A 23,386-nucleotide genomic window follows, 5' to 3' on the forward strand; every position below is an offset into this window, starting at 1 on the left:
CCCCCTCACGCGCTCCCTAGCGGTTCAGGACGGACAGGTCCTGCGTCGCCTGCGGTACCTCCACCGTGCCCCGGTCGTCCGGGAGGGGCTGGATCGTGAAGGCCGGGACGCCGCCCTGCGGGAGGGACAGCATGCGGGAGGCGTGCACCGGGCCGCCCGAGAGGCGTTCCACGGTGACGGCGTACTGGCCCTTGGCGCCGGAGGGCTTCGGCGGGGTGACGGACTTCGTGGTGCCGCCCTTGACCGTGTAGGTCTCACTGGCCGGGGTGCCGCCGCCGGTGCCCGCCGAGGCGGTGACGCGGACCTTCGCGGTGGCGCCCGGGGCGACCAGGGAGAGGGTGGAGCCCTTGGCGCGGTTGTCGGCGGCGGTGGCGGAGCGTTCGATGGCGCCGGTGGCGGGGATGAACGCCGTCTCCTGGTCGCTCCCCTTGCCGCGGGTGACCTGCAGCCCGGCGACCACCGGGGTGGCCGGGCCCGCGCCGCCCTCGGGGGTGAGCAGCAGCGAGCCCGGTTCGCCCTTGGTGACGTCGCCGAGGTCGATCGCCGAGGTCATTCCGCTCTTGATGTGCAGCGACTCGTGTCCGGCCGGGGTGATCGAGCTGGTGGGCCCGGCGAGCCGCACCTTGAGGTCCGCGTCGTCGGCGCCGGGAGCGAAGACCACCAGGCGCGCCGAGGTGGCGTCGGCCGGTATGCCGGGGATCGCAACGCTCGTGGCGGGCGCGGCGGAGGCCGGGATCCAGTCGCCGCCGCGCTTCTCGTCGGCGGCTTGGACGGCGGCGCCGACCCGTCCGCTGCGGGCCGTCACATGGAGGGACACATCGGTGGCCCGCTGGTCGGTGAGGGTGGAGAGCAGCACCGGCACGGTGGACCGCCCCGGGACCGTGATCGACTCGTCGTCGCTCACGGGCTTGAGGCGCCCGTTCGGGCCGAACATCGTGAGGTCCACCTCGGCCGCCCGCTCGTCCGGGTTGGTCAGATGGACGAAGTCCTGCCGGTCCTTGCCGGTGGACGCGCCGGGGAACCAGAAGTCGGTGTCCGGGGCGGTGCACGCGGTGCCCATGAGGCCGCGCCCGCTGCCCGCGTCGATCTCGGTGGTCTGCTGGACGGTCCAGCCGGGCGCGATCGGGCCGTCGGCGGTGCCGATGAGCGCGGGGGCGCCCGAGCGGTCGGTGTCGGTGGTGACCGGCGCGCCGGGGCGCTTCAGCGGCAGGACGGGCGCGTTCTTGCCCTTCCCGCCCGTGGCGCCGCCCTCCTCGTCCGGCACCCCGTCAGAGGCGCTGTCGGCGGGCAGGAGTTCGCCCGTCCCGCTGCCGCCGCCCGCGCCGCCGCTCCGCTTGGGGGTGTACGCGGTGTACGTCGTGCTGCTCACGTCGGAGGAGCTGGGCGCCGGGCACAGCAGCGTGGAGCGCTGGACGGGCAGCCGGCCGGCGGCCTTGGCCGCCGTACTCGCGTCGTCGGACGAGCCGCCGGTGAGGGAGGCCACGCCGGTGACGGCGGCCAGCGCCGTGGCCGCGCCGATCAGGGACAGGGTGGTGCGGTTCATCGCTGCTGATCGCTCCCGTCGCGGCGGCCCTCGGGGGCGTCGTCGCCGTACGTCGTGTCGCCCTGGGCGGGGTACGTGCCGTCGGGGTAGGTGCCGTCCGGGTACGTGCCGCCGGGGTAGGGCTGCTGCTGGTCGTAGGCGTACGGATCGGCGTACTGACCGGCCTGGCCGGCGGCGTACGGATCGGCGTAGCCGCCACCCGCGTACGGGTCCGCCGGGTATGGGGCGTCCTGGTACTGCCCCTGCGGGTACGGATAGCCGCCCTGGTACTGGTCGCCCTGGTACTGGTCGCCCTGGTACTGCCCGTATCCGGCGCCGGCGTACGGCTGCTGCGCGTCCCACTGCCCGTACGGCTGCTGCTGCGACTGCGGCTGCTGGTCCGGCTGGTCCGGCTGGTCCGGCTGGTCCGGTACGAACGGCTCCGGGATGAACACCGGCGGCTCGGCGGGCGGTGCGGGCTGCGGGGTTACGTCCGCCTCCGCGCCACCGCCGTCCGCCGGAGCGTCCCGCGGCGCCTCCGCGGCCTGCGCCGCCTCGGCGGCGGCCCGCAGCCGCCGCGCCCGGCGGCCGTCGCCCGCCAGATCCTCGGCGGTGATGGCGGTGGCGGCGGCCGTGCCCTCCGCCTCCGGCATGTCGTCGTCCACGTCGCGGCGGCGGCCCGGCAGCGCGAGCACCAGCAGGACGACCGCGAGCAGTCCCTGCGCCCAGATCCACGCGGTGTGGGTGATCGGGGTGTCGTAGGTGAGGTCGAGCCGCCCGCCGTTCGCGGGGAGTTCGAAGCCCTGGGCCCAGCCGTCGATGGTCTTCGCCGTCAGCGGCTTGCCGTCGAGCGTGGCCGTCCAGTCGTCGGTGGCCCGGTCGGCGAGCCGCAGCACGCGCCCGTCCGCGCCGTCCGGGATGGTGGTGTGCGCCTCGACGGGACCGGCCGCCACCGGCACCGGCGCGGCCGCCGTGCCCGCTGCGGCGCCGCTCTTGGAGCCGGGCGGGACGATGGAGACCCGGGAGACCCGCTGGTCCAGCCGCCACAGGGTGCCGTCGTCCTCCCTGCTGAGCTGGGTGAGGCCGGGCGTCGCGTTCAGCACGCGCGTCATGTCGCGCGGGGCGCCCTGCTGTACGTACACATAACGCACCGCGTAGGCGCCCAGCCGTGTGGTCTGGTCGGCGCCGGAGCCCGCGACCAGATGGGCCACGACGTCGTCGAGGCGGGTGTCGGCGCCGCCCGCGGCGGCGAGTTCGCCGTCGCCGAGCCGGGCGCCGGAGCCGCGCACCAGGGCGTAGTCGGTGCGGGCGTCGCCGCCGGTGAGCACCAGGGTGCGGGCCTGGTCCCGGGTGTCGCTCTCGGCCGCCACGAACGCCGGGACCTGGGAGGGGTCGCGCCGTGACAGCGGGCCGTCCGCGCCGCTGACCATCCAGGTGACGGCGGCGTACAGCGGGGCGGCGGCCGAGGCGACGGCGATGATCAGGGCGACGGGCTGGCGCCAGCCGAAGCTCTGCGCCGCCACCCGCTCCCGTGCGCCCTCGGCGCCGACCACGGCTGCGGTCAGCAGCGCCAGCCCGTAGACGAGGGTCGCGGGCCCGGCCCAGGCGGAGCCGTTGCCGATCGCCGCGAAGAGGAAGCCGGTGAGGGCCACGACCCATGCCGTACGCACCGTCAGCTGCCGTTCGGCGCGCATCAGTGCGGCGAGCGCGGCCAGCACGAAGCCGATCAGCAGTAGCGTGCCGCCGCCCTTGGGGCCGCCGGGGCTGAGCGCGAGCAGGTCCAGGGCGGACGCGGAGCCGCCGCCGCTGTCGAGTCCGGCCTCCTTCAGGAAGCGGACCGGGTCGGTGAGCAGATCCACCGACCAGGGGGCCAGCACGAGGAGCGGGGTGAGGACGACGGCCAGGAAGCGCAGCCCGTACGCCACGAGCGGCTCGCCCTGCCGCCACCGCAGGACGAGCACACCGGCGGACAGCAGCAGCGCGATCGGCCAGACGACCGGGGTGAAGGCCATCGTGAACGTCAGCAGCAGGGCGTACGCCCACGCCGCGCGCCAGCTCGGCAGCCTGCCCTTCGTACCGCCCGCGCGGAAGCCGCCCGCGGCCGCCGCCGCCCGCGCCATCAGCGGCAGCAGGACGGCCAGGACGGCGGTGCCCAGCCGCCCGCCCGCGAGCGCACCGGTCGCGGCCGGGAGGAAGGCGTACGCGACGCTCCCCCACGCGCGCAGCAGCCGGGACTCGACGAGCGGCCGGGAGGCGAAGTACGCCGTGAACCCGGCCAGCGGCACCGAGCAGACCAGCAGCAGGGTCAGGGTGAATCCGGTGCTGCCCAGGAAGACCGTGGCCAGTGCGGCGAGGGCGGCGAGATACGGCGGCGCGCTCTGGGTGCCGCCGGTGCCGACCGGATGCCAGCCGTCGACGTAGCTCGCCCAGAGGTCGGAGACGTGTCCGGGGACGGGCAGCAGGTCGCCGCCCGCGAGCGCGCCGGTGCCCAGCAGCTCACGGCAGGCGACCAGCGAGACCACCAGCAGCACGACGAACAGCATCGGGCCCGGTTTGCGCGCGATCCGCTTGACCCGTGCGAACTGCTCGATCTCCAGGAAGTCGGCGTCGTCGCCGGACGGCCCGGACTCGACGGCACCGTGCCGCCCGCCCGAGGACAGCTCGGGCTCCGACCGTCCGCCGATGTTGCTGGCGATCTGCTCGACCGTCGCCCGCACGGTCGCGCCGGAGGGCGGGAAGAGCGGCCGCAGCTCGCTCGCCTCGGTCGCCGGGCGGCCGCGCCGCTTGCGCGCGGCGCTGATCTTCCCGGGCCGCAGCAGCGTGCCCGACAGGCCCGTGACCTCGTCCAGCGCCTGGCCGGGCACCTTGCCCACCAGATAGGCGAGGGTGCGCAGCAGGGTGCCGAGGACGACCCGCAGCATCACATAGGGCAGCAGCGCGCCCCGGGTGTTGACCAGCAGCGTGTAGACGGCACCGGCCTTGTCGACGCGGTGCGGGCTGGCCACCGAGCGGCCCACGCAGTCGATGGGGCGCCGCTCGCGCGCGGACGCCTCGGCGTGCCGCAGGGAGGCGTCCGGCGCGATCAGCACCTGGTGCCCGGCGGCGTGGGCGCGCCAGCACAGGTCGACGTCGTCGCGCATGAGCGGCAACCGGGGGTCGAAACCGCCCAGCTGCTCCCATACGTCGCGGCGCACCAGCATGCCCGCGGTGGAGACCGACAGCACCGGCCGCACCTGGTCGTGCTGGCCCTGGTCCTGTTCGCGCCGCTCCAGACCGGTCCAGCGGCGGCCGCTGCGGGCGATGCTGACGCCCACTTCGAGCAGCTGCTTACCGTCGTACCAGCCGCGCAGCTTGGGGCCGATGATCGCGGCCTCGCGGTTGGCCAGCAGCTCGGCGTCGGCGACCCGCAGCAGCTCGTGGAGCGCGTCCGGGGCGGGCGCGCAGTCGTCGTGCAGCAGCCACAGCCACTGGATGGGCTCGCCGTGCGGCAGCTCCGGCATGTCGTACGCGTCGTCGCGCCAGGCGCGGTTGACGGGATCCCAGCCGCTGGGGCGCTTGAGGTACGGCAGCTCCTCGGGGCCCAGCACCGGGGCGCCGCGGACGGCCTCGGCGACGGCCGTACCGAAGCCGCTGCGGCGTGCCAGGTGCAGGACCCGGTCCTCGCCGAGGGCTTCGGTCAGCAGCCGGGCCGATTCGTCGGCGCTGCCGGTGTCGGCGGCGACGACGCTCTGCACGGGCCGCTCCTGGCCGAGCAGGCCGGTGAGCGCGTCGGGCAGCCAGCGGGCGCCGTCGTGGGCGACCAGCACGGCGGTGACGACGTGGCGCGGGAACTCAGGTGCCGGTTGCGCGGCGGCAAATCCGGCGGAGGCGGCCGGGTATGGGGCCGCCGAGTGGCTGTGCACGGACATCGAGGTACGGGCCCCGGTTCGCTGGACTGCGGTGGACGAGCCCGCCCCAGGGGGACGTTGGCGCGCCTCGGACGGGCCCCCACACTAACGGCTGCGTACCCGGCCGTCCCCCCACCCGTCGCCCGACCACCGCCCCTCACGGAGACGCTTCGCGTCGCTGGCCCGTCTGTCGCCCGACCACCGCCCCTCACGGAGACGCTTCGCGTCGCTGGCCCGTCTGTCGCCCGACCACCGCCCCTCCAGGGGACGGGACGCTTCGCGCGTAGCCCGCCGTGAGCTGTGGGGATGTGTCAGACCGCTGCCTTCTTCAGCCGGCGGCGCTCCCGCTCGGAGAGGCCGCCCCAGATGCCGAAGCGTTCGTCGTTGGCGAGGGCGTACTCGAGGCATTCGGAACGGACCTCACAGGCCAGGCAGACCTTCTTCGCTTCGCGCGTGGACCCGCCCTTTTCCGGGAAGAACGATTCGGGATCGGTCTGGGCGCACAGCGCGCGCTCCTGCCAACCGAGCTCCTCGTCCGCCTCTTCGACCAGCAGTTGCTGGAACAACTCGGTCATGTGCGCCCCTCGTCTGTTTATGCGTCCCCGGTGCCGTCCCCGTGCCCTGGTGCCGTCGGTCGACCGGCAGAACGACACGTGTGAAATTACAAGTGCGCTGATCCGGGCCAGTCAAGCCGAGATCTGCTATTGGGCCTCTTATTCACTCTGCGGAACCAAGGCTGCGCGGAAAGTGTTCAAATCGGCCTAAACGCGACACGTTTCCCTCCGCTGCCCCGGTTCCTCCTCGCACTCACCGTGGAGGACGCCGTGGACACCGTTCCCGTTGCACTCGGCAGCGGGTGCTGCGCCATGTGTCCGGCTAACGCCGGCACAAACCTTCCTGCTTCCACATCGACCGGAAGTGGTGACGTTTTCCGCCAGGCCGGTGATCAAGTTGACAGGACGGCGAGGACCCGCTGTCCTTGTCCTCATGTCAGTGACCCACGCGCCCCAGTCGACCCGTGACCACGGGTTCCGCTGCGCCGTGCAGGCTCGCTGTCGCTGTTCCAGCTGTTGATGCCCATCTGAGGCTCCAGCTTTCTCCCTCGCGTTTCTTTCGCGTCTCCCTGCGTCACCCCGCACAGCTCCGCTTCGCGCACCGCCGCGCTTCCCGCCGAGGAACCCTCACATGAACAGCGACGTCCAGATCGCCGGTGACCCGCTCGCCATCCCGCATCTGCTGCCGCCCGCGCCCGCGCACCCCACCACCGTCTCCGGCTTCGCCGGACTGGCCCGCGACATCGCCGCCGACCGCGACGGCTGGGCGCCGCTCGTCCGGTACGACGCCACCACCCGCTGGTACCACCGGCTGCGCACCGGCCCCGGCTATGAGGTGTGGCTGCTCAGCTGGGTGCCCGGCCAGGGCAGCGGAGCACATGACCACGGGCGCTCCTCCGGCGTACTCACCGTGCTCCAGGGTGAGTTGACCGAGCGCGTGGGGGCGGACGGCGGCGCACGGCATACGCTGCGCGCCGGAGCGCAGCGCGTCTTCGCGCCCGGATACGTGCACGACGTCGTCAACGACGCGCTCGAACCCGCCGTCAGCCTGCACATCTACTTCCCCGGCCTCACCGAGATGCCGCCGCATCCCGCCCGGACCGCCGGTACGCCCGCCGATACGGCCGCCCCCGGAGCGCTCGACGTCCTGCGCTGAGCCCGCCCCGCACGGTTCCCATGTCGTAGCCGACTGCAAGACTGTCCCTCATGCGCATTGTGGTTCTGGCAGGCGGCATCGGCGGCGCCCGTTTTCTCCGTGGTCTGATGGCGGCGGTTCCCGACGCCGACATCACGGTCATCGGCAACACCGGCGATGACATCCACCTCTTCGGCCTCAAGGTCTGCCCCGACCTCGACACCGTGATGTACACCCTCGGCGGTGGCATCCACGAGGAGCAGGGCTGGGGCCGGGCCGAGGAGACCTTCGCCGTCAAGGAGGAGCTGGCGGCGTACGGCGTGGGGCCCGAGTGGTTCGGCCTCGGCGACCGGGACTTCGCCACCCACATCGTCCGTACGCAGATGATGAGCGCCGGTTATTCGCTCAGCGCCGTCACCGAGGCGCTGTGCGCGCGGTGGCAGCCGGGTGTGCGGCTGCTGCCGATGACGGACGACCGCGTCGAGACGCACGTCCTCATCGACGACCCTGAAGGCGAGGGCCGCAAGGCCGTCCACTTCCAGGAGTACTGGGTCCGGATGCGCGCCTCCGTGCCCGCCCACGCCGTGGTGCCCGTCGGCGCCGACCAGGCCAAGCCCGCGCCCGGCGTCCTGGAGGCCATCGCCGACTCCGACGTCGTCCTCTTCCCGCCGTCCAACCCCGTCGTCAGCGTCGGCACCATCCTGGCCGTCCCCGGAGTGCGCGAGGCCATCGCCGATGCCGGGGTGCCCGTCGTCGGCCTCTCCCCCATCGTCGGCGACGCGCCCGTGCGCGGCATGGCCGACAAGGTGCTCGCCGCCGTCGGCGTCGAATCCACCGCCGCCGCCGTCGCCAAGCACTACGGCTCCGGGCTGCTCGACGGCTGGCTCGTCGACACCGTGGACGCCGGGGCGGTCGACGACGTCGAGGCCGCCGGGATCCGCTGCCGGGCCATCCCGCTCATGATGACCGACACCGAGGCCACCGCGCGCATGGCGACCGAGGCGCTGGCGCTGGCCGAGGAGGTCCGGGCATGAGCGGATCACCCTCGTCGGAGACGCCCTCGTACCAGGTCTGGGCCCTCCCCGGGCTGCCCGAGGTGCGGCCCGGTGACGACCTCGCCAAGCTCATCGCCGACGCCGCGACCGCCGGCGGCCTGCCGGGGCTCGCGCACGGCGACGTCCTGCTCGTCACCTCGAAGATCGTCAGCAAGGCGGAGGGGCGCGTCGTCGCTGGCGACGACCGCGAGGCCGCCATAGACGCCGAGACCGTCCGGGTCGTCGCGCGGCGCGGGCGCACCCGGATCGTCGAGACCCGGCACGGCCTGGTCATGGCCGCCGCCGGAGTCGACGCCTCCAACACCGCCGCCGGGACCATCCTGTTGCTCCCCGAGGACCCCGACGCGTCCGCCCGGGCCATCCGGGCCGGACTGCGGGACGCGCTCGGCGTCGACGTCGGCGTCATCGTCACCGACACCTTCGGGCGGCCCTGGCGCACCGGGGTCACCGACGTCGCCATCGGCGCGGCCGGGGTGCGCGTCCTGGACGACCTGCGGGGCGGCACCGACACCCACGGGAACGCGCTGAGCGTCACCGTCGTCGCCACCGCCGACGAGCTGGCCGCCGCCGGGGAGCTGGTCAAGGGCAAGGCCGACGGGCTGCCGGTGGCGGTGCTGCGGGGGCTGCCGCACGTGGTCGACGCCGATGACGAGTCCGACGCGGGGGCGCGGCCGCTGGTGCGCGGCGCCGCCGACGACATGTTCCGGCTGGGCACCTCGGAGGCCGTACGGGAAGCGGTGACCCTGCGCCGTACGGTCCGCGAGTTCACCGACGAGCCGGTGGACGGCGCGGCCGTGCGGCGCGCCGTGGCCGCCGCCGTCACCGCGCCCGCGCCGCACCACACGACGCCGTGGCGGTTCGTGCTGCTGGAGTCGGAGGAGTCGCGGGGGCGGCTGCTCGACGCCATGCGGGACGCCTGGATCGCCGATCTGCGGGGTGACGGCTTCTCGGAGGAGTCCATCGCCAAGCGGGTGCGGCGCGGGGACGTGCTGCGCAAGGCGCCGTATCTGGTGGTGCCGTGCCTGGTCGCGGACGGCGCCCACACCTATCCGGACCCCCGGCGGAACGCGGCGGAGCGGGAGATGTTCGTGGTCGCGGCCGGGGCCGGGGTGCAGAACCTGCTGGTCGCGCTGGCGGGCGAGCGGCTGGGGTCGGCGTGGGTGTCGTCGACGATGTTCTGCCGACCGGTGGTGCGGGAGGTGCTGGACCTGCCGGAGGACTGGGATCCGATGGGCGCGGTCGCTGTGGGCCATCCGGCGGCGGCCCCTGCGGCGCGGCCGGAGCGCGGCGTGGACGGGTTCGTGGCGGTGCGGTAGCGCTGCGCTGCGGGGCGCGGGTGTCGGCCGCGGTTGTGTTTCAGGGCGCGCGGGGTGGGGGTGCGCGCCGGTGTGGGGGTTGTGCGGGTGCGTTTTCGGGGTGCGGGTGCGTGCGGGGCGGTCGTGGTGGGCGGGGGCGGGCCCGGCCGCCGTCCACCGGCCTCCGGGCGGGGCTTAGGGTGGCGGGCGTGGTGGGACGTCGTGTGTGGGTGCCTTCCTGCGCGTACGACCTCGCGCGGAACCTCGGAGTGCTGCAGCGGGGCCCGGGAGACCCGGCGTTCCGCGTCGACGCGGACGGGGCGTTCTGGCGGGCCAGCCGGACCCCGGAGGGGCCCGGGACCGTTCGGATCGCGCGGGACGGCAGGGGCGTCGAGGCCCAGGCCTGGGGGCCGGGGGCCGAATGGCTGCTCGACCGGCTGCCCGCCCTCCTCGGTGACGACGACGATCCGTCCGCGTTCACCCCGCGGCACCGGCTCGTCCACGAGGCGCACCGCCGCAACCCCGGGCTGCGGCTGATCCGCACCGGGCTGGTGCTGGAGTCGCTGATCCCCTCAATCCTGGAGCAGAAGGTCACCAGCGACGAGGCGTACCGGGCCTGGCGGTTGCTGCTGCAGCGCCACGGTGAGCCCGCGCCGGGGCCGATGGAGCGCATGCGGGTCATGCCCGATCCGCGTGCCTGGGCGCTGATCCCGTCGTGGGAGTGGCACCGCGCGGGCGTGGACGGCAAGCGTTCGGCGACGATCCTGCGGGCCGTGCGGGTCGCCCGGCGGCTGGAGGAGGCCGCGGCCATGGATCTCGACGCCGCCTCCCGGCGTCTGCAGCTGATCCCGGGCATCGGCCCCTGGACGGCGGCGGAGACCCTGCAGCGCAGCAACGGCACCCCGGACGCGATCACGGTCGGGGATCTGCATCTGCCCCGTATCGTCGGCTACGCGCTCACGGGTGAACGCGGTACGGACGACGCGGCGATGCTGGAACTCCTCGCCCCGTACGCCGGGCAGCGGCACCGGGCGGTCCGGCTGATCCTGCTGTCGGGCCGTACGCCGCCCCGCCGCGCGCCGCGTCTCGCGGTACGGGACTTCCGGGCGATGTAGCCACCCGCACCGCGCCCGGAAACCACACGGGCTACTGGTCGGAGGAGAACCGCACCGCACCCGGCGGGATGTCCACCCCGCACCACACCCGCACCCCGTCGCGCAGCTCGTTGTCCGGGCCCACCAGCGCGCCGTCCCCGACCACCGCGCCGTGCAGCACCGTACGGGCGCCGACCCGCGCCCCCGCGCCGATCAGTGAGTCGCGTACCTCGGCGCCCTCTTCGACGACGGCCCCCTCCAGCACCGTGCTGCCGTCGATGCGCGCGCCCGCGCCCACCCGGGCCTGCGGCCCGATGACCGTGCCGCCGGTGAGCTTGGCGTCGCCCGCGACGGTGGCGCTTTCCAGGATGAGGCGGTCGCCGCAGCGGCCCGGGACGGCCGGGGAGGGCGCGCGGCCGAGGACGAGGTCCGCGGAGCCGCGGACGAAGGCCTGCGGGGTGCCGAGGTCCAGCCAGTACGTGGAGTCGACCATGCCCTGGAGGTGGGCGCCCTCGGCGAGGAGCCCGGGGAAGGTCTCGCGTTCGACGGAGACGGGCCGGTCGGCCGGTATGGCGTCGATCACGGAGCGGTTGAAGACGTACGCGCCCGCGTTGATCTGGTCGGTGACGATCTCCTCGGGGGTCTGCGGCTTCTCCAGGAAGGCGGTGACCCGGCCCTGTTCGTCGGTGGGCACGAGGCCGTAGGCGCGGGGGTCGCTGACCCGGGTGAGGTGGAGGGAGACGTCGGCCCCGGCCCGGCAGTGGGTCTCGACGAGGGCGCGGATGTCGAGGCCGGTGAGGATGTCGCCGTTGAAGATGAGCACCGGGTCGTCGGGGCCCGAGCGCAGCCGGGAGGCGACGTTGCGGATGGCGCCGCCGGTGCCGAGCGGCTCCTCCTCCGTGACGTACTCCAGGTGGAGCCCGAGGGAGGAGCCGTCGCCGAAGTACGGTTCGAAGACCTCGGCCAGGTAGGAGGTGGCGAGCACGATGTGCTCGACCCCGGCGGCGCGGGCGCGGGCGAGTTGGTGGGTCAGGAAGGGAACGCCGGCCGCCGGGACCATCGGCTTGGGAGTGTGCACCGTCATCGGGCGCAGCCGCGTTCCCTTGCCGCCGACCAGGAGGATCGCTTCCGGCGTTGCTGGCGCTTTGGTCACGTAGTCTCTGCTTCCTGCTCTGGCTCCCCGTGGTCGGCGGCCAGTGTATGCAAAAGCCCGGACCGCGCCTTGTCAGCGCCCCTGGAGCCGGGCGGCTGTGCCGCGTACGGAGCCGAGCTTGCTGTACAGGCGCTCTCCGGGGCATTCGGTGGCGAAGCCGTCGCGGTGTCCGGAGATGACGCGCAGCTTCACGTTGGTGCCCTTTTCGTACCTGTTCCCGCCGCCGGACACCAGATGAGTGGTGCCGCGAGGATTCCGGTTGAAGAGGCCGAGTTTCCATGCGGCGAGTTTGGAGAGGGCCTTCATGGCCTTGGCGGAGGGGCTCTTGGTGGAGTACGTACCGAGGACGGCGATGCCCATGCTGTTCTGGTTGAAGCCGAGGGTGTGCGCCCCGAGTACGGCTTTGGCCACGCCTCCTGAGCGGCCTTCGTAGATGTTCCCGCACTTGTCGACGGTGAAGTTGTAGCCGTAGTCGCGCCAGCCCATGCTCTGGACGTGGTAGCGGTAGATACTGCGCAAAACGGAGGGAACCTGGGCGCAGGTGTAGCTGTTGCCGGTCACCGTGTGGTGGACGAAGGCGACTTTGACGGTCTTGCTGTAGACGTAGCCGCTCTCGCGGATCGTCTCGTCGGCGCCCCATCCGGCGCGGGTGATGATGCGCGGCCGGGGTGCGGTGTGGCGGACGGCGCCGGCCTCGGCCTGGCCGGCGGGGAGTTGGGCCGACCCGGACGGGCGCGGGGTTGCCCCGGACGGGCGCGGGGTTGCCCCGGACGGGCGCGGGGTCGGGGTCGGGGTCGCGGGCCGGGCGGTGGGGGACGCGGCACCGCCGGTGGGATGCGGCTGCGGGCGCGGCTGCGCGGCGGCGGTGGGGTGCGGGTGTGAGTGCCAGTGCGGGACGGCGGTGGGGTGCGGGCTGACCGGCTGCGCGGGGGTGGGGTGGGCCGGGGGCGGGGCGGGGGCCGTGCCGGGGTTGACGAGTTCGAGCCGCAGCCCGGCGGGGAGCCTGGCCGGAACCGCGCCGGCGGGCCGGGCGGCGCGGATACGGGCCTGGACGCCGTCGGAGTCGCCGACCCACAGCGGGGCGGTGCCGCCGCGCGGATGCCCGGCGCCGCCGTCGGAGGCGCCCGGGGCCGGGTCGGGCGCGTCGTCCTCGTACGCCTGGAGGTCGCGCCAGGCGGACCACGCGCCGGTGCGGGCGGCGCGGGTGCGCACCTGGATGTGGCCGGGGAGGTCGGCGGAGGCGTCGTTCCAGACGACCCCGACGAGGGAGAAGGGGGATACATCGCGGGCGGCGAGCTGCCGCTCGGCGCCGGGGGCCGCCATGCCCCGGTCGAGTGGGAGCCCCCGGTCGACCGGGAGCAGGGGCAGCGACTGGGTGCCGCCCCTGAGGGCGGCGCGGTCGGCGTGGTCGGCCCGGGCATGTGCGGTGCCCAGGGCGGACGGGAGGGCGAGGGCGGCGGTGCACACGACGCCGACCGAGGATGCAAGGAATCCACGCATGATGAAAATCCTGTGCATATCGTGACACAACTGTCTATTCGGACGCGCGGTCAAGGGCCGACGGACCAGTCGCCCGGCCCTCGGCGCCCACTCCGCCGGACGGGTGGGGCGCGTACCCTTGCGCGGATGAACGCCACCGATCGCACCCCCGCCGACCTGCTGCGATCCGCGCTCGCCGCGGATCCCGCGCGCCCCCTCGTGACCTTCTACGACGACGCGACGGGCGAGCGCGTCGAACTCTCCGTGGCCACGTTCGCCAATTGGGTGGCGAAGACCGCCAACCTGCTGCAGGACGATCTGGCCGTAGCCCCCGGTGACCGGGTCGCGCTGCTGCTGCCCGCGCACTGGCAGACCGCGGTGTGGCTGCTGGCCTGTTCGTCGGTCGGGGTCCTCGCGGACGTCGACGGCGACCCGGCCGCGGCCGATGTGGTGGTGAGCGGGCCGGACACCCTGGAGGAGGCGCGCGCGTGCTCCGGGGAGCGGATGGCGCTCGCCCTGCGCCCCCTGGGCGGCCGGTTCCCGCAGCCGCCGCAGGGCTTCGCCGACTACGCCGTGGAGGTGCCGAGCCAGGGCGACCGCTTCGCGCCGTACGCCCCGGTGGACCCGGACGCGCCCGCGCTGGCCGTCGGCGGACTGGAGCTGACCGGCGCGGAGCTGGTGGAGCGGGCGCGCGCGGACGCGGCCGCGCACGGGCTGGAGCCGGGCTCCCGGGTGCTGTCGGGGCTGCCGTACGACGGCTGGGAGGGGCTGTCGTACGGGCTGTACGCGCCGCTGGCGGCGGGCGGCTCGGTGGTGCTGTGCCGCCATCTGGACCAGCTGGACGAGAAGGGGCTCGCGGAGCGCCGGGAGAGCGAGCGCGTCACCGTCTAGCCGCCCCTCGTCCCCGGCAGCCCCGCAGAAGCCCACGGCCCGGCGGTCCGTCTGACCCGTACGGCGGATCGCCGGGCCGAGCCCGCGCGCCCCGGCGTGCACCCCGCGCGATGATCGACGGATACGTACAACCATGTGCGGGGTTCGCATGTCTGTCCCAATGATCGGCCCAGCACGCGATACCGCTCCCGTCCGCTGCCGGGCGGGAGGCGGGGTGGGAGGACGCGGACGTGACGACTGACGGCCAAGAGCCGGCGCCGAGACCCAGGCGCCGCTGGCTGCGCGTGGTCGCGCTGGGCGCGACCCTGCTGGTGCTGTCGGTCGCCGGGACGGGGTGGTGGTTCTACGAGCGCCTCGACCGCAACATCCGCACCGACACCCGGACCGCCGACGAGCTGCGGAAATACGAGGCCGAGCGGCCGGTGTCGATGGTCCGCGACGCGCAGAACATCCTGGTGATCGGCTCCGACAACCGGGGCGGCAAGGGGAACGGCAAGTACGGCCGGGACACCGGCACCCAGCGCTCGGACACCACGATCCTGCTGCACCTCCAGGCCGGGGGGAAGAGCGCGACCGCCGTCTCCATCCCGCGCGACCTGATGGTGGACGTCCCGGACTGCGACCGGCCGAAGGGCGGCGGCCGGCTGGCGGCCCGGTTCGCCCAGTTCAACTGGGCGTTCGAGTTCGGCGGCGCGGCCTGCACGATCCGTACCGTGGAGAAGCTCACCGGGATCCGGGTGGACCACCACGTGATCGTGGACTTCAGCGGCTTCAAGAAGCTGGTGAACGCGGTCGGGGGCGTGGAGGTGTGCCTGACGGAGCCGGTCGACGACGACGACGCGCATCTGAAGCTGCCGGCGGGCCGTCAGGTCCTGCACGGGGAGAAGGCGCTCGGCTACGTCCGCGCCCGCTACTCCATCGGCAACGGCAGCGACACCGAGCGCATCGCCCGCCAGCAGGAGTTCCTCAGCTCCCTTGTGAAGAAAGTGCAGAGCAATGGTGTGCTGCTCAATCCGGCGAAGCTGTATCCGGTGCTCAACGCGGCGACGTCCGCGCTGACCACGGATCCGGGGCTGGACACCCTCAAGGACCTCTACGGGCTGGTGCGCGGGGTGCGGGACATCCCGCGTGAGAAGATCCGTTTTCTTACGATTCCGCGACAGCCGTATACGTACAACAAGAACCGTGATGAACTCGTCCAGCCCGATGCCGACCGGCTGTTCCGGCAACTGCGCCTGGACCGCCCGGTGTCGGTGACCCGCGCCGTCACGGCCACCAGTGGTGAGGACCCCAAGGGTGTGGACCGCGCTCCGTACCAGGGGACCACGGCGGCTCGTGACATCTGTGAGTAAAGGCCGGTAAAGGCGAGGCCCTGACTCGTGAAGAATCTCGAAAGGATTGGGCAGATTGCCCAGTTGTAGGGAAGTGGAATGTGTCACCGGCGTCGCTTGACGCGGATCCGGGCGGATAGTGTGAGCGATCCGGTGCGCTCCGAGATGTGACCGCGCACTGTATATGAAGACGGACCGAGCGCCTTGAGGGGGAGGCGCCCGCGTGGCACCGACGGAGGACACAGGCGACCGTGGACGCGCAAGGCCATGGGCGGGACGGTGACATCGACCCCGCCGATCAGTGGGTGTTCGACCCGAACACCGGCAACTATGAGCTGCGGCTGAACCCCGCTGGGGAGACGGCCGCGGCCGCCGAGCCCCACGCTGCCCCCAGAAGCACGGGCCGCCGCCGCGCCCCCGAGTCCGAGCCGCGGGGACGCAGGCGGGCGGCGGGCAAGCGGGAGCCGGAGAAGGCGGCGGCACCCGCGAGCAGGAGAAAGCCGAAGCCGAAGAAGTCGAAGACGAAGAAGGCGCTGTACTGGGGCAGTGGCACCCTGGCCTTCGTGCTGGTCGGCGGCTCGGCCGCGGCGTACTTCGTCTATGAGCACCTCAACGGGAACATCAGCAAGGTGGACATCGGCGAGAACAACGCCGCGGTCACCGACGGGCCGATGAACATCCTGCTCATCGGCACCGACCGGCGCGACGGCAAGGGGAACGAGGGCTACGGCGACGCGGGGAGCGTCGGCCATGCCGACACCACCCTCGTCATGCATGTCTCCAAGGACCGGACCAACGCCACGGTGCTGTCCATTCCGCGCGACATGATCACCGACATCCCCGACTGCGAGAGCAAGCAGGAGGACGGGAAGAAGAAGTTCATCCGAGGCCAGCGGGAGGTGCGCTTCAACACCAGCCTCGGGCAGAAGGAGCGCGACCCCGGCTGCACCATGAAGACGGCCGAGAAGATCACCGGGCTGGACATCACCCACTTCATGATGGCCGACTTCAACGCGGTCAAGTCGATGTCCACGGCGGTCGGCGGGGTCGACGTCTGCCTCGCCAAGGACATCGACGACCCCAAGTCGCATCTGAAGCTGAAGGCCGGCAATCACAACATCAAGGGCGAGCAGGCGCTGGCGTTCGTCCGGACCCGGCACTCCGTGGGCTTCGGCGGCGACCTGGACCGGATCAAGCTCCAGCAGCAGTTCCTCAGCTCCATGATGCGCAAGATGAAGGGGAACGGGACGCTCAGCAGCCCCAGCAAGATGTGGGGCCTGGCCAACACCGCCACCAAGGCGCTCACCGTGGACACCGGCATCGGCACCGTCGACAAGCTGGTCACGCTGGGGAAGGAACTCGGCAAGATCAATCTGAAGAACATGACCTTCACGACGGTCCCGGTCGTCGACAACACCGACGGCGCGACGGTCCTGCTCGACCAGACCAAGGCCGAGCCGCTGTTCGCCATGGTCCGGCAGGACGTGTCGCTGACCGAGGTGAAGCAGAAGGAGAAGGCGGCCAAGGACAAGCAGGCGGCCCGGCTCAAGGGGCCGAAGGCCGACGCGGCGGAGGTCAGGGCCAAGGTCCTCAACGGCAGCGGCCAGACGGGCGCCGCCCAGGAAACCCTCGAGTGGATGCAGAACATCGAGGGAATGCCCTTGACCAGCAACGGCGGAAACGCTCCGGCAGACCTCGACAAGACCACTCTGGAGTACGCTCCCAACCAGGCGGACCAGGCACGCCGGCTGGCCGACAGCATGGGGCTGCCCGCGTCCGCGATGAAGGAAGGCACGAAGGACGCCGCCCCGAGGGCGGAGATGACACTGACGCTCGGCGCGGACTACAAGGGCGCCGGCACTCCCATCTCCGCTCCGGCCAAGGCGCCGAAGGACATTCAGAAGGTCGAGGCCGACGACAAGAACGTCTGCGCCAAGTGACCACTCCCGGCCGTGAGCACGCTCGCCCATCGGTCCGGACGAGCACGGAAGTACGGGGAGGGGCCCGATGCGGCAGAGCAGTGTGCGGGGGGAGAGACGGCGGCAAGCCGTGCCCGAACCTCGCGGCACCGGTGAGGATGACAGCCCGCCCGGAGCGGAAGGCCCCGCGTCCGGTGACGCGGGGCGCCGCGGCGGCGGCCGGGGCGGCCCGGCGGCCAAGCGCGGCAGCCGGGGGTTGCGTGTGGTGCGGTGGAGCGCTCTGACGCTCGCCGTGCTGGTACTGGCCGCGGCAGCCGGCGGCTACCTGTACTACAACCACCTGAACGGCAATCTGCGGAAGGAAGCCCTCGACCTCGGCGACAGCAAGCTGGGCAAGCCCGAGCCGAACGCGGCGGGCCAGACCCCGCTGAACATCCTGCTGATCGGTTCGGACAGCCGTAACACCGCGGAGAACGTGAAGCTCGGCGGTGCCAAGCAGGACGCCGACCGCAAGCCGCTGGCCGATGTGCAGATGCTGGTGCACGTCTCGGCCGACCGCAGCAACATGTCCGTGGTCAGCATTCCGCGCGACACCCGGGTCACCATCCCCCGGTGCACCGACCCGGACGGCGGGCACGTCTACCCGAAGACCCAGGCGGCGATCAACCAGTCCCTCCAGCACGGCGGTCCGGGCTGCACGGTGGCCACCTGGAAGGAACTGACCGGCGTATACATCGATCACTTCATGATGATCGACTTCACCGGCGTGGTCTCCATGGCGGACGCCGTCGGCGGCGTCCCGGTGTGCGTGAAGGACAACATCTACTCGCACGACAGCAGGGGCCACGGCTCGGGGCTGCGGCTGACCAAGGGCACCCACCCGGTCAAGGGGATCCAGGCCCTCCAGTGGCTGCGGACCCGCTACGGCTTCGAGGACAACTCCGACATCGGCCGGGCCAAGGCCCAGCACATGTACATGAGCTCGATGATCCGCCAGCTGAAGCAGGGCACCAAGCTCAGCGACCCGGGCAAGCTGATGGACCTGGCGGAGGCGGCCACCGACGCGCTGACCGTCGACCACGGCCTCGGCGACGTCAAGAAGCTGTACAACCTGGGCAACGACCTGAAGCGGGTGCCGACCGAGCGCACCACGATGGTCACCATGCCCTGGCAGTACAGCGCGGACGAGCAGTTCGTGGAGCCCAAGCCCGGCGACGCCGAGCAGACCTTCTCGCTGCTGCGCAACGACACGGCGCTGGACGGCAAGGACAAGAAGAAGCCCGACAAGACCCCGGCCCCCACCGCGCCCAAGGGCGAGGTCCCGGTCACCGTGCAGAACGGCACCGCCTCCACGGTGTACGGGCCCGTCTCCGGCCGCGCCCGGGTGCTCACCGACCAGCTGGTGCAGCTCGGTTACACCAAGGCCACCGCGAACACGGTGCTCATCTCGCAGGCCGACACCACCGTGGCCTACCCGAACGAGGCCGAGCAGGGCGACGCCCTCGCCGTGGCCAAGGCCCTGGGGCTGCCCAAGAGCGCGGTGAAGTCCTCGAAGTCGGTGCAGAACGTGACCGTGGTGGTCGGCAACGACTGGCGTTCGGGCACGACCTACCCGAAGGCCGGGTCGGCCGACGACGACAAGACGCCGGAGAGCGCCGACGCCCTCAACGGCGAGGACAAGAAGGCGTGCATGTCGGTCAACCCGAACTACACCTTCTGACGGCACGACGTAAGGCCGAACAGCGTAAGGGGCCGGACCACCTGGTCCGGCCCCTTCGTATACGTACGCATGCGTACGTAGAGGTCTACGGCGCCATGACCGCCGGGCGGCGGCTGGCTATGACCTTCTTGGCGAGCGCCCGGGGGCTGGTCAGGAAGCCCCAGCCCCACGACATGTGCATGGTCGCGAGCGCGAGCGGGATCCGTACCCGGGCCCCCGCCGGAAGCCCCTTCCCCGCCGGGATCGAGCCCGCGACGATGGCCGCCAGATAGCCGCCCGGGACCAGGAACCCCCACGGGGTGACGGCCGCGCCCACCACGGCGCCCGCCGCGATGGCCACGACGGCGGTCGGCGGGGCGAGGTAGCGCACATTGATCGAGCCCTGGTGGAAGCGGGCCACGACATGGCGCCAGCGCCCGTAGTTCCGGTACTGCTTGGCCAGCTCCCGCACGTTCGGCCGCGGCCGGTACGAGACCTTCAGCTCGGGCGAGAACCAGACCAGCCCGCCCGCCTCGCGGATGCGGAAGTTCAGCTCCCAGTCCTGGGCGCGGATGAATTCCTCGTTGTAGCCGCCCTGCTGCTCCAGCGCCTCACGGCGGAAGACGCCCAGGTAGACGGTGTCGGCGGGGGCCGCCTCGCCGCCGGTGTGGAAGGCGGCGTTGCCGACGCCGATCTTCGAGGTCATGGCGGCGGCCACGGCCCGCTCCCAGTCGTTCTCGCCCTCGGCGTGCATGATGCCGCCGACGTTCTGCGCGCCGGTCTCCTCCAGCAGCCGCACGGCGGTCGCGATGTAGTTCGGCGAGAGCATGCCGTGCCCGTCGACCCGCACCACCACGGGGTGGCGGGACGCCTTGATCGCGGCGTTCAGCGCGGCGGGAGTGCGGCCCGTGGGGTTGGGCACGGTGGTCACCCGCGGATCCTCGGCGGCCAGCTCGGCGGCGATCTCTTCGGTGCGGTCCGCGGACGGGCCGACCGCGATCACCACCTCCATCTCACCGTCGTACTGCTGCTCCAGGATGTGCCACACGGCATTGCGCAGATGGCGTTCCTCATTGAGCACCGGCATGATCACGGAGACGGCCGGGAGCTGACGCGGGGGCATGGCACCTCGGGGTTTCGGGGGCCGCGCCCCCAGGAGACTGCAGTAGCGGGCCCACGTTACCGCGAATGGAGGCACCGGAACGCGCCGCCCGGGTGGCAGCGGCCGGCACCGGCGGCGTGGGGCGCCGGGGTGCTCATCGTATGGCCCTACCGTGACAGCGGTTCCGACCCGCCAGCGCCCGCCCGGGCCCGTTCACGGAGGTCTCCTTCGGTGAGTGCACCGGCCCGATCGACGCGCCCGCCACGCCCCCGGCCCCGCTCCGGGCGCCGCCGCCGCTGGGGTCTGCGGATCGCCCTGTTCATCGCGTGCCTGGTGCTGGCCGTCAGCGCGATCGGGCACCTGCTGGTCCAGGAGCTGGAATCCGGTATCCACCGGGTGGACGCCTTCGGCGGCCTGGACAACCGGCCGAAGAGCGCCGGGGGCGGGGTCAACTTCCTGGTCGTCGGCACCGACGGCCGGGACCGGATCACCCCGCAGGAGAAGGTGCTGTACCGGCTCGGCGGGGCGCCCTGCCACTGCACCGACACGGTCATCCTGGTCCATCTGTCGGCGGACCGCCGCCGGGCCTCCGTGGTCAGCCTGCCTCGCGACTCGTACGCCGTGATCCCCGCGTACACCGACCGCGCCGGGAAGCGGCACCCCGCCCATCCGCAGCGGCTCAACGCCGCCTACGCCGAGGGCGGGCCCAGCCTCACCGTGCGCACCGTCGAGCATGCGACCGGCGTGCACATCGACCACTATCTGGAGGTCGACTTCACCAGCTTCATGAAGACAGTCGACATGGTCGGCGGGGTGAAGGTGTGCACGGCCCGGCGGCTCAAGGACGACCACACCGGCCTCGACCTGCCCGCCGGCAGCCATGTCCTGGGCGGCGGCCAGGCGCTGCAGTACGTCCGCTCCCGCCACACCGACGGCACCTCCGACCTCGGCCGCATCCAGCGCCAGCAGCGCTTCCTGGCCTCGGTGCTCCACCAGACGGCGGCGGGCGGCATCCTGCTGAACCCGGTCCGGTTCAACGCCGTCGCCACCACCCTGCTCGGCTCGGTCCGTGCCGACCACGGCTTCGGCGCGGAGGACCTGATGGCCCTGGGCCGGGCCATGAACGGCCTCACCCCGGCGTCCTCCGAGTTCGCCTCGGTCCCGGTGATCCTGCCGGGGCGGCCGCTCAAGGGCGTCGGCTCCACACTGCACTGGGACCGGCCCAAGGCGAAGCGGCTGTTCGACGCCATCCGCCGGGACCAGCCGCTGACCCGGCACCACGCGCGGTCCGAGGCCACCATCGTCGACGTGGCACCGCAGCAGGTCCGGGTCCACGTGCTCAACGGCACCGGGACGACCGGGCTCGCCCGCCGCGCGGACCGGGCGCTGCACGCCACCGGCTTCGCCACCACCGGCTCCCCCGCCGACGCGGCCACCAAGGACGTGGCGCGCACGCTCATCACGTACGACCCGGTCTGGGACCGCTCGGTGCGCACCCTGGCCGCCGCGCTGCCCGGAGCGCAGCTGAAGCCGGTGCCGGGGCAGGGCGGGGTGATGCAGGTCACGGTCGGCGCGGACTACAAGGACGTACGCCCGGTGCGCACCGAGGACCCGCGCAAGGACCGCCCCGGCCTCGGCGCCGTCACCGGCGACGAGGTCAGCTGCCCGTAGGCGCCCGGGCAGCCGGGATCTGGACCGCTGCGACCTCCTCGTACACGGCGACGGCGGGGTCGATGTGGCGGACGGCCAGAGCAACTTCGATGCCGATCGGCCGAAACCTGCCGACGATCTGCCCACCAGACGGGTCGGCAAGGCCACCCCTCATCGTTCTCGGCCAAGCGCTACCTGCGGCAGAGCCTCGCCGCAGCCGCTCACCTAGTGCTCTGACCGCATAGGTTCGCCGGGTCGTTCAGGCCGCGGTGGCGAGGGGGCGTCCGCCCCAGCGGATGCCCTTCTCGCTTCGGATGCGGGCGCGTTCCTTGCGCTCAGCGGCCAGGACGTCGCGATGGCGGGCCGGCGCCTGCATCCCGGCCGATTCGAACGACTGCGACCCGGCCCGTACCCCCGCTTGCCTCCCGAAGCACTTGGCGCCCGCCCCCACCCCCTCCCTTGGAGCCCACGCGTGAACTGGACCACTTGCGCCGCCGCTCTGGCCGACGTCACAACACACCGGCACTCCCGATGGGCGCCGGCCGTCGCCGCCACACCACGGCACCTGTTCATCCCCCGATGGTGGAAGCGCGGTGCCGACGGCTGGGAACTGCACGACGGGCCCGCCAACCCGGATCGCTGGCTCGCTGCTGCGTACCGCAATACGTCGCTCGTGACCCGCGTCGGTCCCTTACACGCCGACCACGCCACGTCGACCGACCGGCCGCACGGTCGGCCGAGGTCCTCGGCCACCCTGCCGAGCCTGGTCGTGGGCATGTTCCAGCACGCGCGTATCGACGATGGCGACCAGCTGCTCGACGTCGGCACGGGAAGCGGCTATGGGGCCGCCCTCGCCGCTCGCCGACTGAGCGATGAGCAGGTGACGAGCGTCGATGTCGACCGCTACCTGACCAGATCGCCCGTAAGCGGCTGAGCGAGGCCGGGGTCGCTCCCACAATCGACACCATCGACGCGACCGGGGATCTGCCCTATGACCCCGCGAGCTTCGACAGGATCGTCGCCACGATGTCCGTACGCACGATTCCCGCAAGCCGGCTCAGGGTGCTCCGCCCCGGCGGACGGCTGGTGACCACGATCGCCGGTACATCTCTCCTCGTCACAGCCGAGAAGGACGAGGACGGGGGCGGCGCGACCGGGCGCGTCGAGTGGGATCGGGCAGGGTTCATGCACGCGCGTCACGGTGACGACTACCCGCCCGGCGTGGCCGCTCGCCTCGCCAAGGCCGCGGAACTGGACGGGGACGACGTCAGCCGCGGCCCGTATCCCGTCGTCGACGTGGCGAACGCGTGGGACCTCGCGTCCATGCTCGACATCGAGGCGCCCGACATCGAGCACGAGTACCGGGAGGACGGCGGACAGCGCGTCGCGCTCATGGCGCATGCCGACGGCTCGTGGGCCCGGGCGACGGCGACCGGGACCGAGCGGCCCACCGTGCACCAGGGCGGCCCCCGCCGACTGTGGGACGCCCTCGACAAGGTCCGCGACTACTGGCTCAGCAACGGCGAGCTGCCCGTACGCGGAGCCCGGGTGGACATCACACCCGACGGCCGTACCTTCCTCGGTCGTGGGAAGTGGTCTGCCGAGCTGACCTGAGCACAG

The 23,386-nt window shown here is 72.7% G+C and carries 17 protein-coding genes and 1 pseudogene; 11 read left to right on the top strand and 7 right to left on the bottom strand.

Going from position 1 to position 23,386, the window contains the following annotated elements; genetic code table 11:
• Nucleotides 1–16: 16 nt before the first annotated feature.
• From ACFZCY_RS37185 to ACFZCY_RS37195, 3 genes are all read right to left on the bottom strand, one after another.
• Complete coding sequence (locus ACFZCY_RS37185; RefSeq protein WP_391183722.1) at nucleotides 17–1,543, bottom strand: DUF5719 family protein; 1,527 nt, start codon at nucleotides 1,541–1,543, stop codon at nucleotides 17–19.
• Nucleotides 1,540–5,430: a glycosyltransferase gene (locus ACFZCY_RS37190; RefSeq protein ID WP_391183725.1), complete on the bottom strand. Its 3,891-nt coding sequence runs from the start codon at nucleotides 5,428–5,430 to the stop codon at nucleotides 1,540–1,542. The genes ACFZCY_RS37185 and ACFZCY_RS37190 overlap by 4 nt, the downstream gene beginning before the upstream one ends.
• Nucleotides 5,431–5,720: 290 nt before the next feature.
• Nucleotides 5,721–5,984, bottom strand: a complete 264-nt coding sequence (locus ACFZCY_RS37195; RefSeq protein WP_004952403.1) for a WhiB family transcriptional regulator — start codon at nucleotides 5,982–5,984, stop codon at nucleotides 5,721–5,723.
• Between the two features lie 610 nt (nucleotides 5,985–6,594).
• Here ACFZCY_RS37195 and ACFZCY_RS37200 point away from each other — a divergent pair.
• The 4 genes from ACFZCY_RS37200 (at nucleotide 6,595) to ACFZCY_RS37215 (ending at nucleotide 10,563) form a co-directional block, all read left to right on the top strand.
• Nucleotides 6,595–7,119, top strand: a complete 525-nt coding sequence (locus ACFZCY_RS37200; RefSeq protein ID WP_361483744.1) for a cysteine dioxygenase family protein — start codon at nucleotides 6,595–6,597, stop codon at nucleotides 7,117–7,119.
• A 50-nt stretch (nucleotides 7,120–7,169) separates the two neighbouring features.
• Nucleotides 7,170–8,132, top strand: a complete 963-nt coding sequence (gene cofD / locus ACFZCY_RS37205; RefSeq protein WP_391183730.1) for a 2-phospho-L-lactate transferase — start codon at nucleotides 7,170–7,172, stop codon at nucleotides 8,130–8,132.
• A complete protein-coding gene (locus ACFZCY_RS37210) occupies nucleotides 8,129–9,469 on the top strand; it encodes a coenzyme F420-0:L-glutamate ligase (RefSeq protein ID WP_391183733.1) in 1,341 nt (446 codons plus the stop codon). The genes cofD and ACFZCY_RS37210 overlap by 4 nt, the downstream gene beginning before the upstream one ends.
• A gap of 188 nt (nucleotides 9,470–9,657) precedes the next feature.
• Nucleotides 9,658–10,563 carry a DNA-3-methyladenine glycosylase family protein gene (locus ACFZCY_RS37215; RefSeq protein ID WP_391183736.1) on the top strand — a complete coding sequence of 302 codons (906 nt, stop codon included), beginning with the start codon at nucleotides 9,658–9,660 and terminating at the stop codon, nucleotides 10,561–10,563.
• A 31-nt stretch (nucleotides 10,564–10,594) separates the two neighbouring features.
• On the opposite strand, the gene ACFZCY_RS37220 is transcribed toward ACFZCY_RS37215, so the two are convergent.
• Nucleotides 10,595–11,695 (bottom strand): sugar phosphate nucleotidyltransferase, encoded by a 1,101-nt coding sequence (locus tag ACFZCY_RS37220; RefSeq protein WP_391183739.1) that lies wholly within the window; start codon nucleotides 11,693–11,695, stop codon nucleotides 10,595–10,597.
• 72 nt (nucleotides 11,696–11,767) lie between these two features.
• Nucleotides 11,768–13,195, bottom strand: a complete 1,428-nt coding sequence (locus tag ACFZCY_RS37225) for an N-acetylmuramoyl-L-alanine amidase (protein WP_391183743.1) — start codon at nucleotides 13,193–13,195, stop codon at nucleotides 11,768–11,770.
• 126 nt (nucleotides 13,196–13,321) lie between these two features.
• Between ACFZCY_RS37225 and ACFZCY_RS37230 the strand changes: the two genes are divergently transcribed.
• The 4 genes from ACFZCY_RS37230 to ACFZCY_RS37245 all read left to right on the top strand — a co-directional run bounded on the left by ACFZCY_RS37230 (nucleotide 13,322) and on the right by ACFZCY_RS37245 (nucleotide 19,035).
• Entirely contained in the window at nucleotides 13,322–14,065 is a 744-nt protein-coding gene (locus tag ACFZCY_RS37230; RefSeq protein WP_391183746.1) for a TIGR03089 family protein, read from the top strand.
• A 230-nt stretch (nucleotides 14,066–14,295) separates the two neighbouring features.
• A complete protein-coding gene (locus ACFZCY_RS37235) occupies nucleotides 14,296–15,417 on the top strand; it encodes an LCP family protein (protein WP_391183749.1) in 1,122 nt (373 codons plus the stop codon).
• A gap of 230 nt (nucleotides 15,418–15,647) precedes the next feature.
• A complete protein-coding gene (locus ACFZCY_RS37240) occupies nucleotides 15,648–17,336 on the top strand; it encodes an LCP family protein (RefSeq protein ID WP_391183752.1) in 1,689 nt (562 codons plus the stop codon).
• 67 nt (nucleotides 17,337–17,403) lie between these two features.
• On the top strand, nucleotides 17,404–19,035 hold the full coding sequence (locus ACFZCY_RS37245; RefSeq protein WP_391183755.1) for an LCP family protein: 1,632 nt from the start codon (nucleotides 17,404–17,406) through the stop codon (nucleotides 19,033–19,035).
• 85 nt (nucleotides 19,036–19,120) lie between these two features.
• Here the strand turns inward: ACFZCY_RS37245 and ACFZCY_RS37250 are convergent, their stop codons facing one another.
• The gene (locus tag ACFZCY_RS37250; RefSeq protein ID WP_391183758.1) at nucleotides 19,121–20,137 is read right to left on the bottom strand and encodes a glycosyltransferase; all 1,017 of its coding nucleotides are present in this window, start codon (nucleotides 20,135–20,137) and stop codon (nucleotides 19,121–19,123) included.
• A 210-nt stretch (nucleotides 20,138–20,347) separates the two neighbouring features.
• On the opposite strand from ACFZCY_RS37250, the gene ACFZCY_RS37255 reads away from it, so the two are divergent.
• Nucleotides 20,348–21,787, top strand: a complete 1,440-nt coding sequence (locus tag ACFZCY_RS37255) for an LCP family protein (RefSeq protein WP_391183761.1) — start codon at nucleotides 20,348–20,350, stop codon at nucleotides 21,785–21,787.
• 238 nt (nucleotides 21,788–22,025) lie between these two features.
• Here the strand turns inward: ACFZCY_RS37255 and ACFZCY_RS37260 are convergent.
• Nucleotides 22,026–22,136 (bottom strand): annotated as a pseudogene (locus ACFZCY_RS37260) (integrase); the annotation flags it as partial.
• Between the two features lie 102 nt (nucleotides 22,137–22,238).
• Here ACFZCY_RS37260 and ACFZCY_RS37265 point away from each other — a divergent pair.
• Nucleotides 22,239–22,700, top strand: a complete 462-nt coding sequence (locus ACFZCY_RS37265) for a hypothetical protein (RefSeq protein ID WP_391183763.1) — start codon at nucleotides 22,239–22,241, stop codon at nucleotides 22,698–22,700.
• Between the two features lie 92 nt (nucleotides 22,701–22,792).
• On the top strand, nucleotides 22,793–23,380 hold the full coding sequence (locus ACFZCY_RS37270) for a hypothetical protein (RefSeq protein ID WP_391183766.1): 588 nt from the start codon (nucleotides 22,793–22,795) through the stop codon (nucleotides 23,378–23,380).
• Nucleotides 23,381–23,386 lie beyond the last annotated feature (6 nt).

Source organism: Streptomyces sp. NPDC007983, from assembly GCF_042958345.1.
GTDB lineage: Bacteria > Actinomycetota > Actinomycetes > Streptomycetales > Streptomycetaceae > Streptomyces.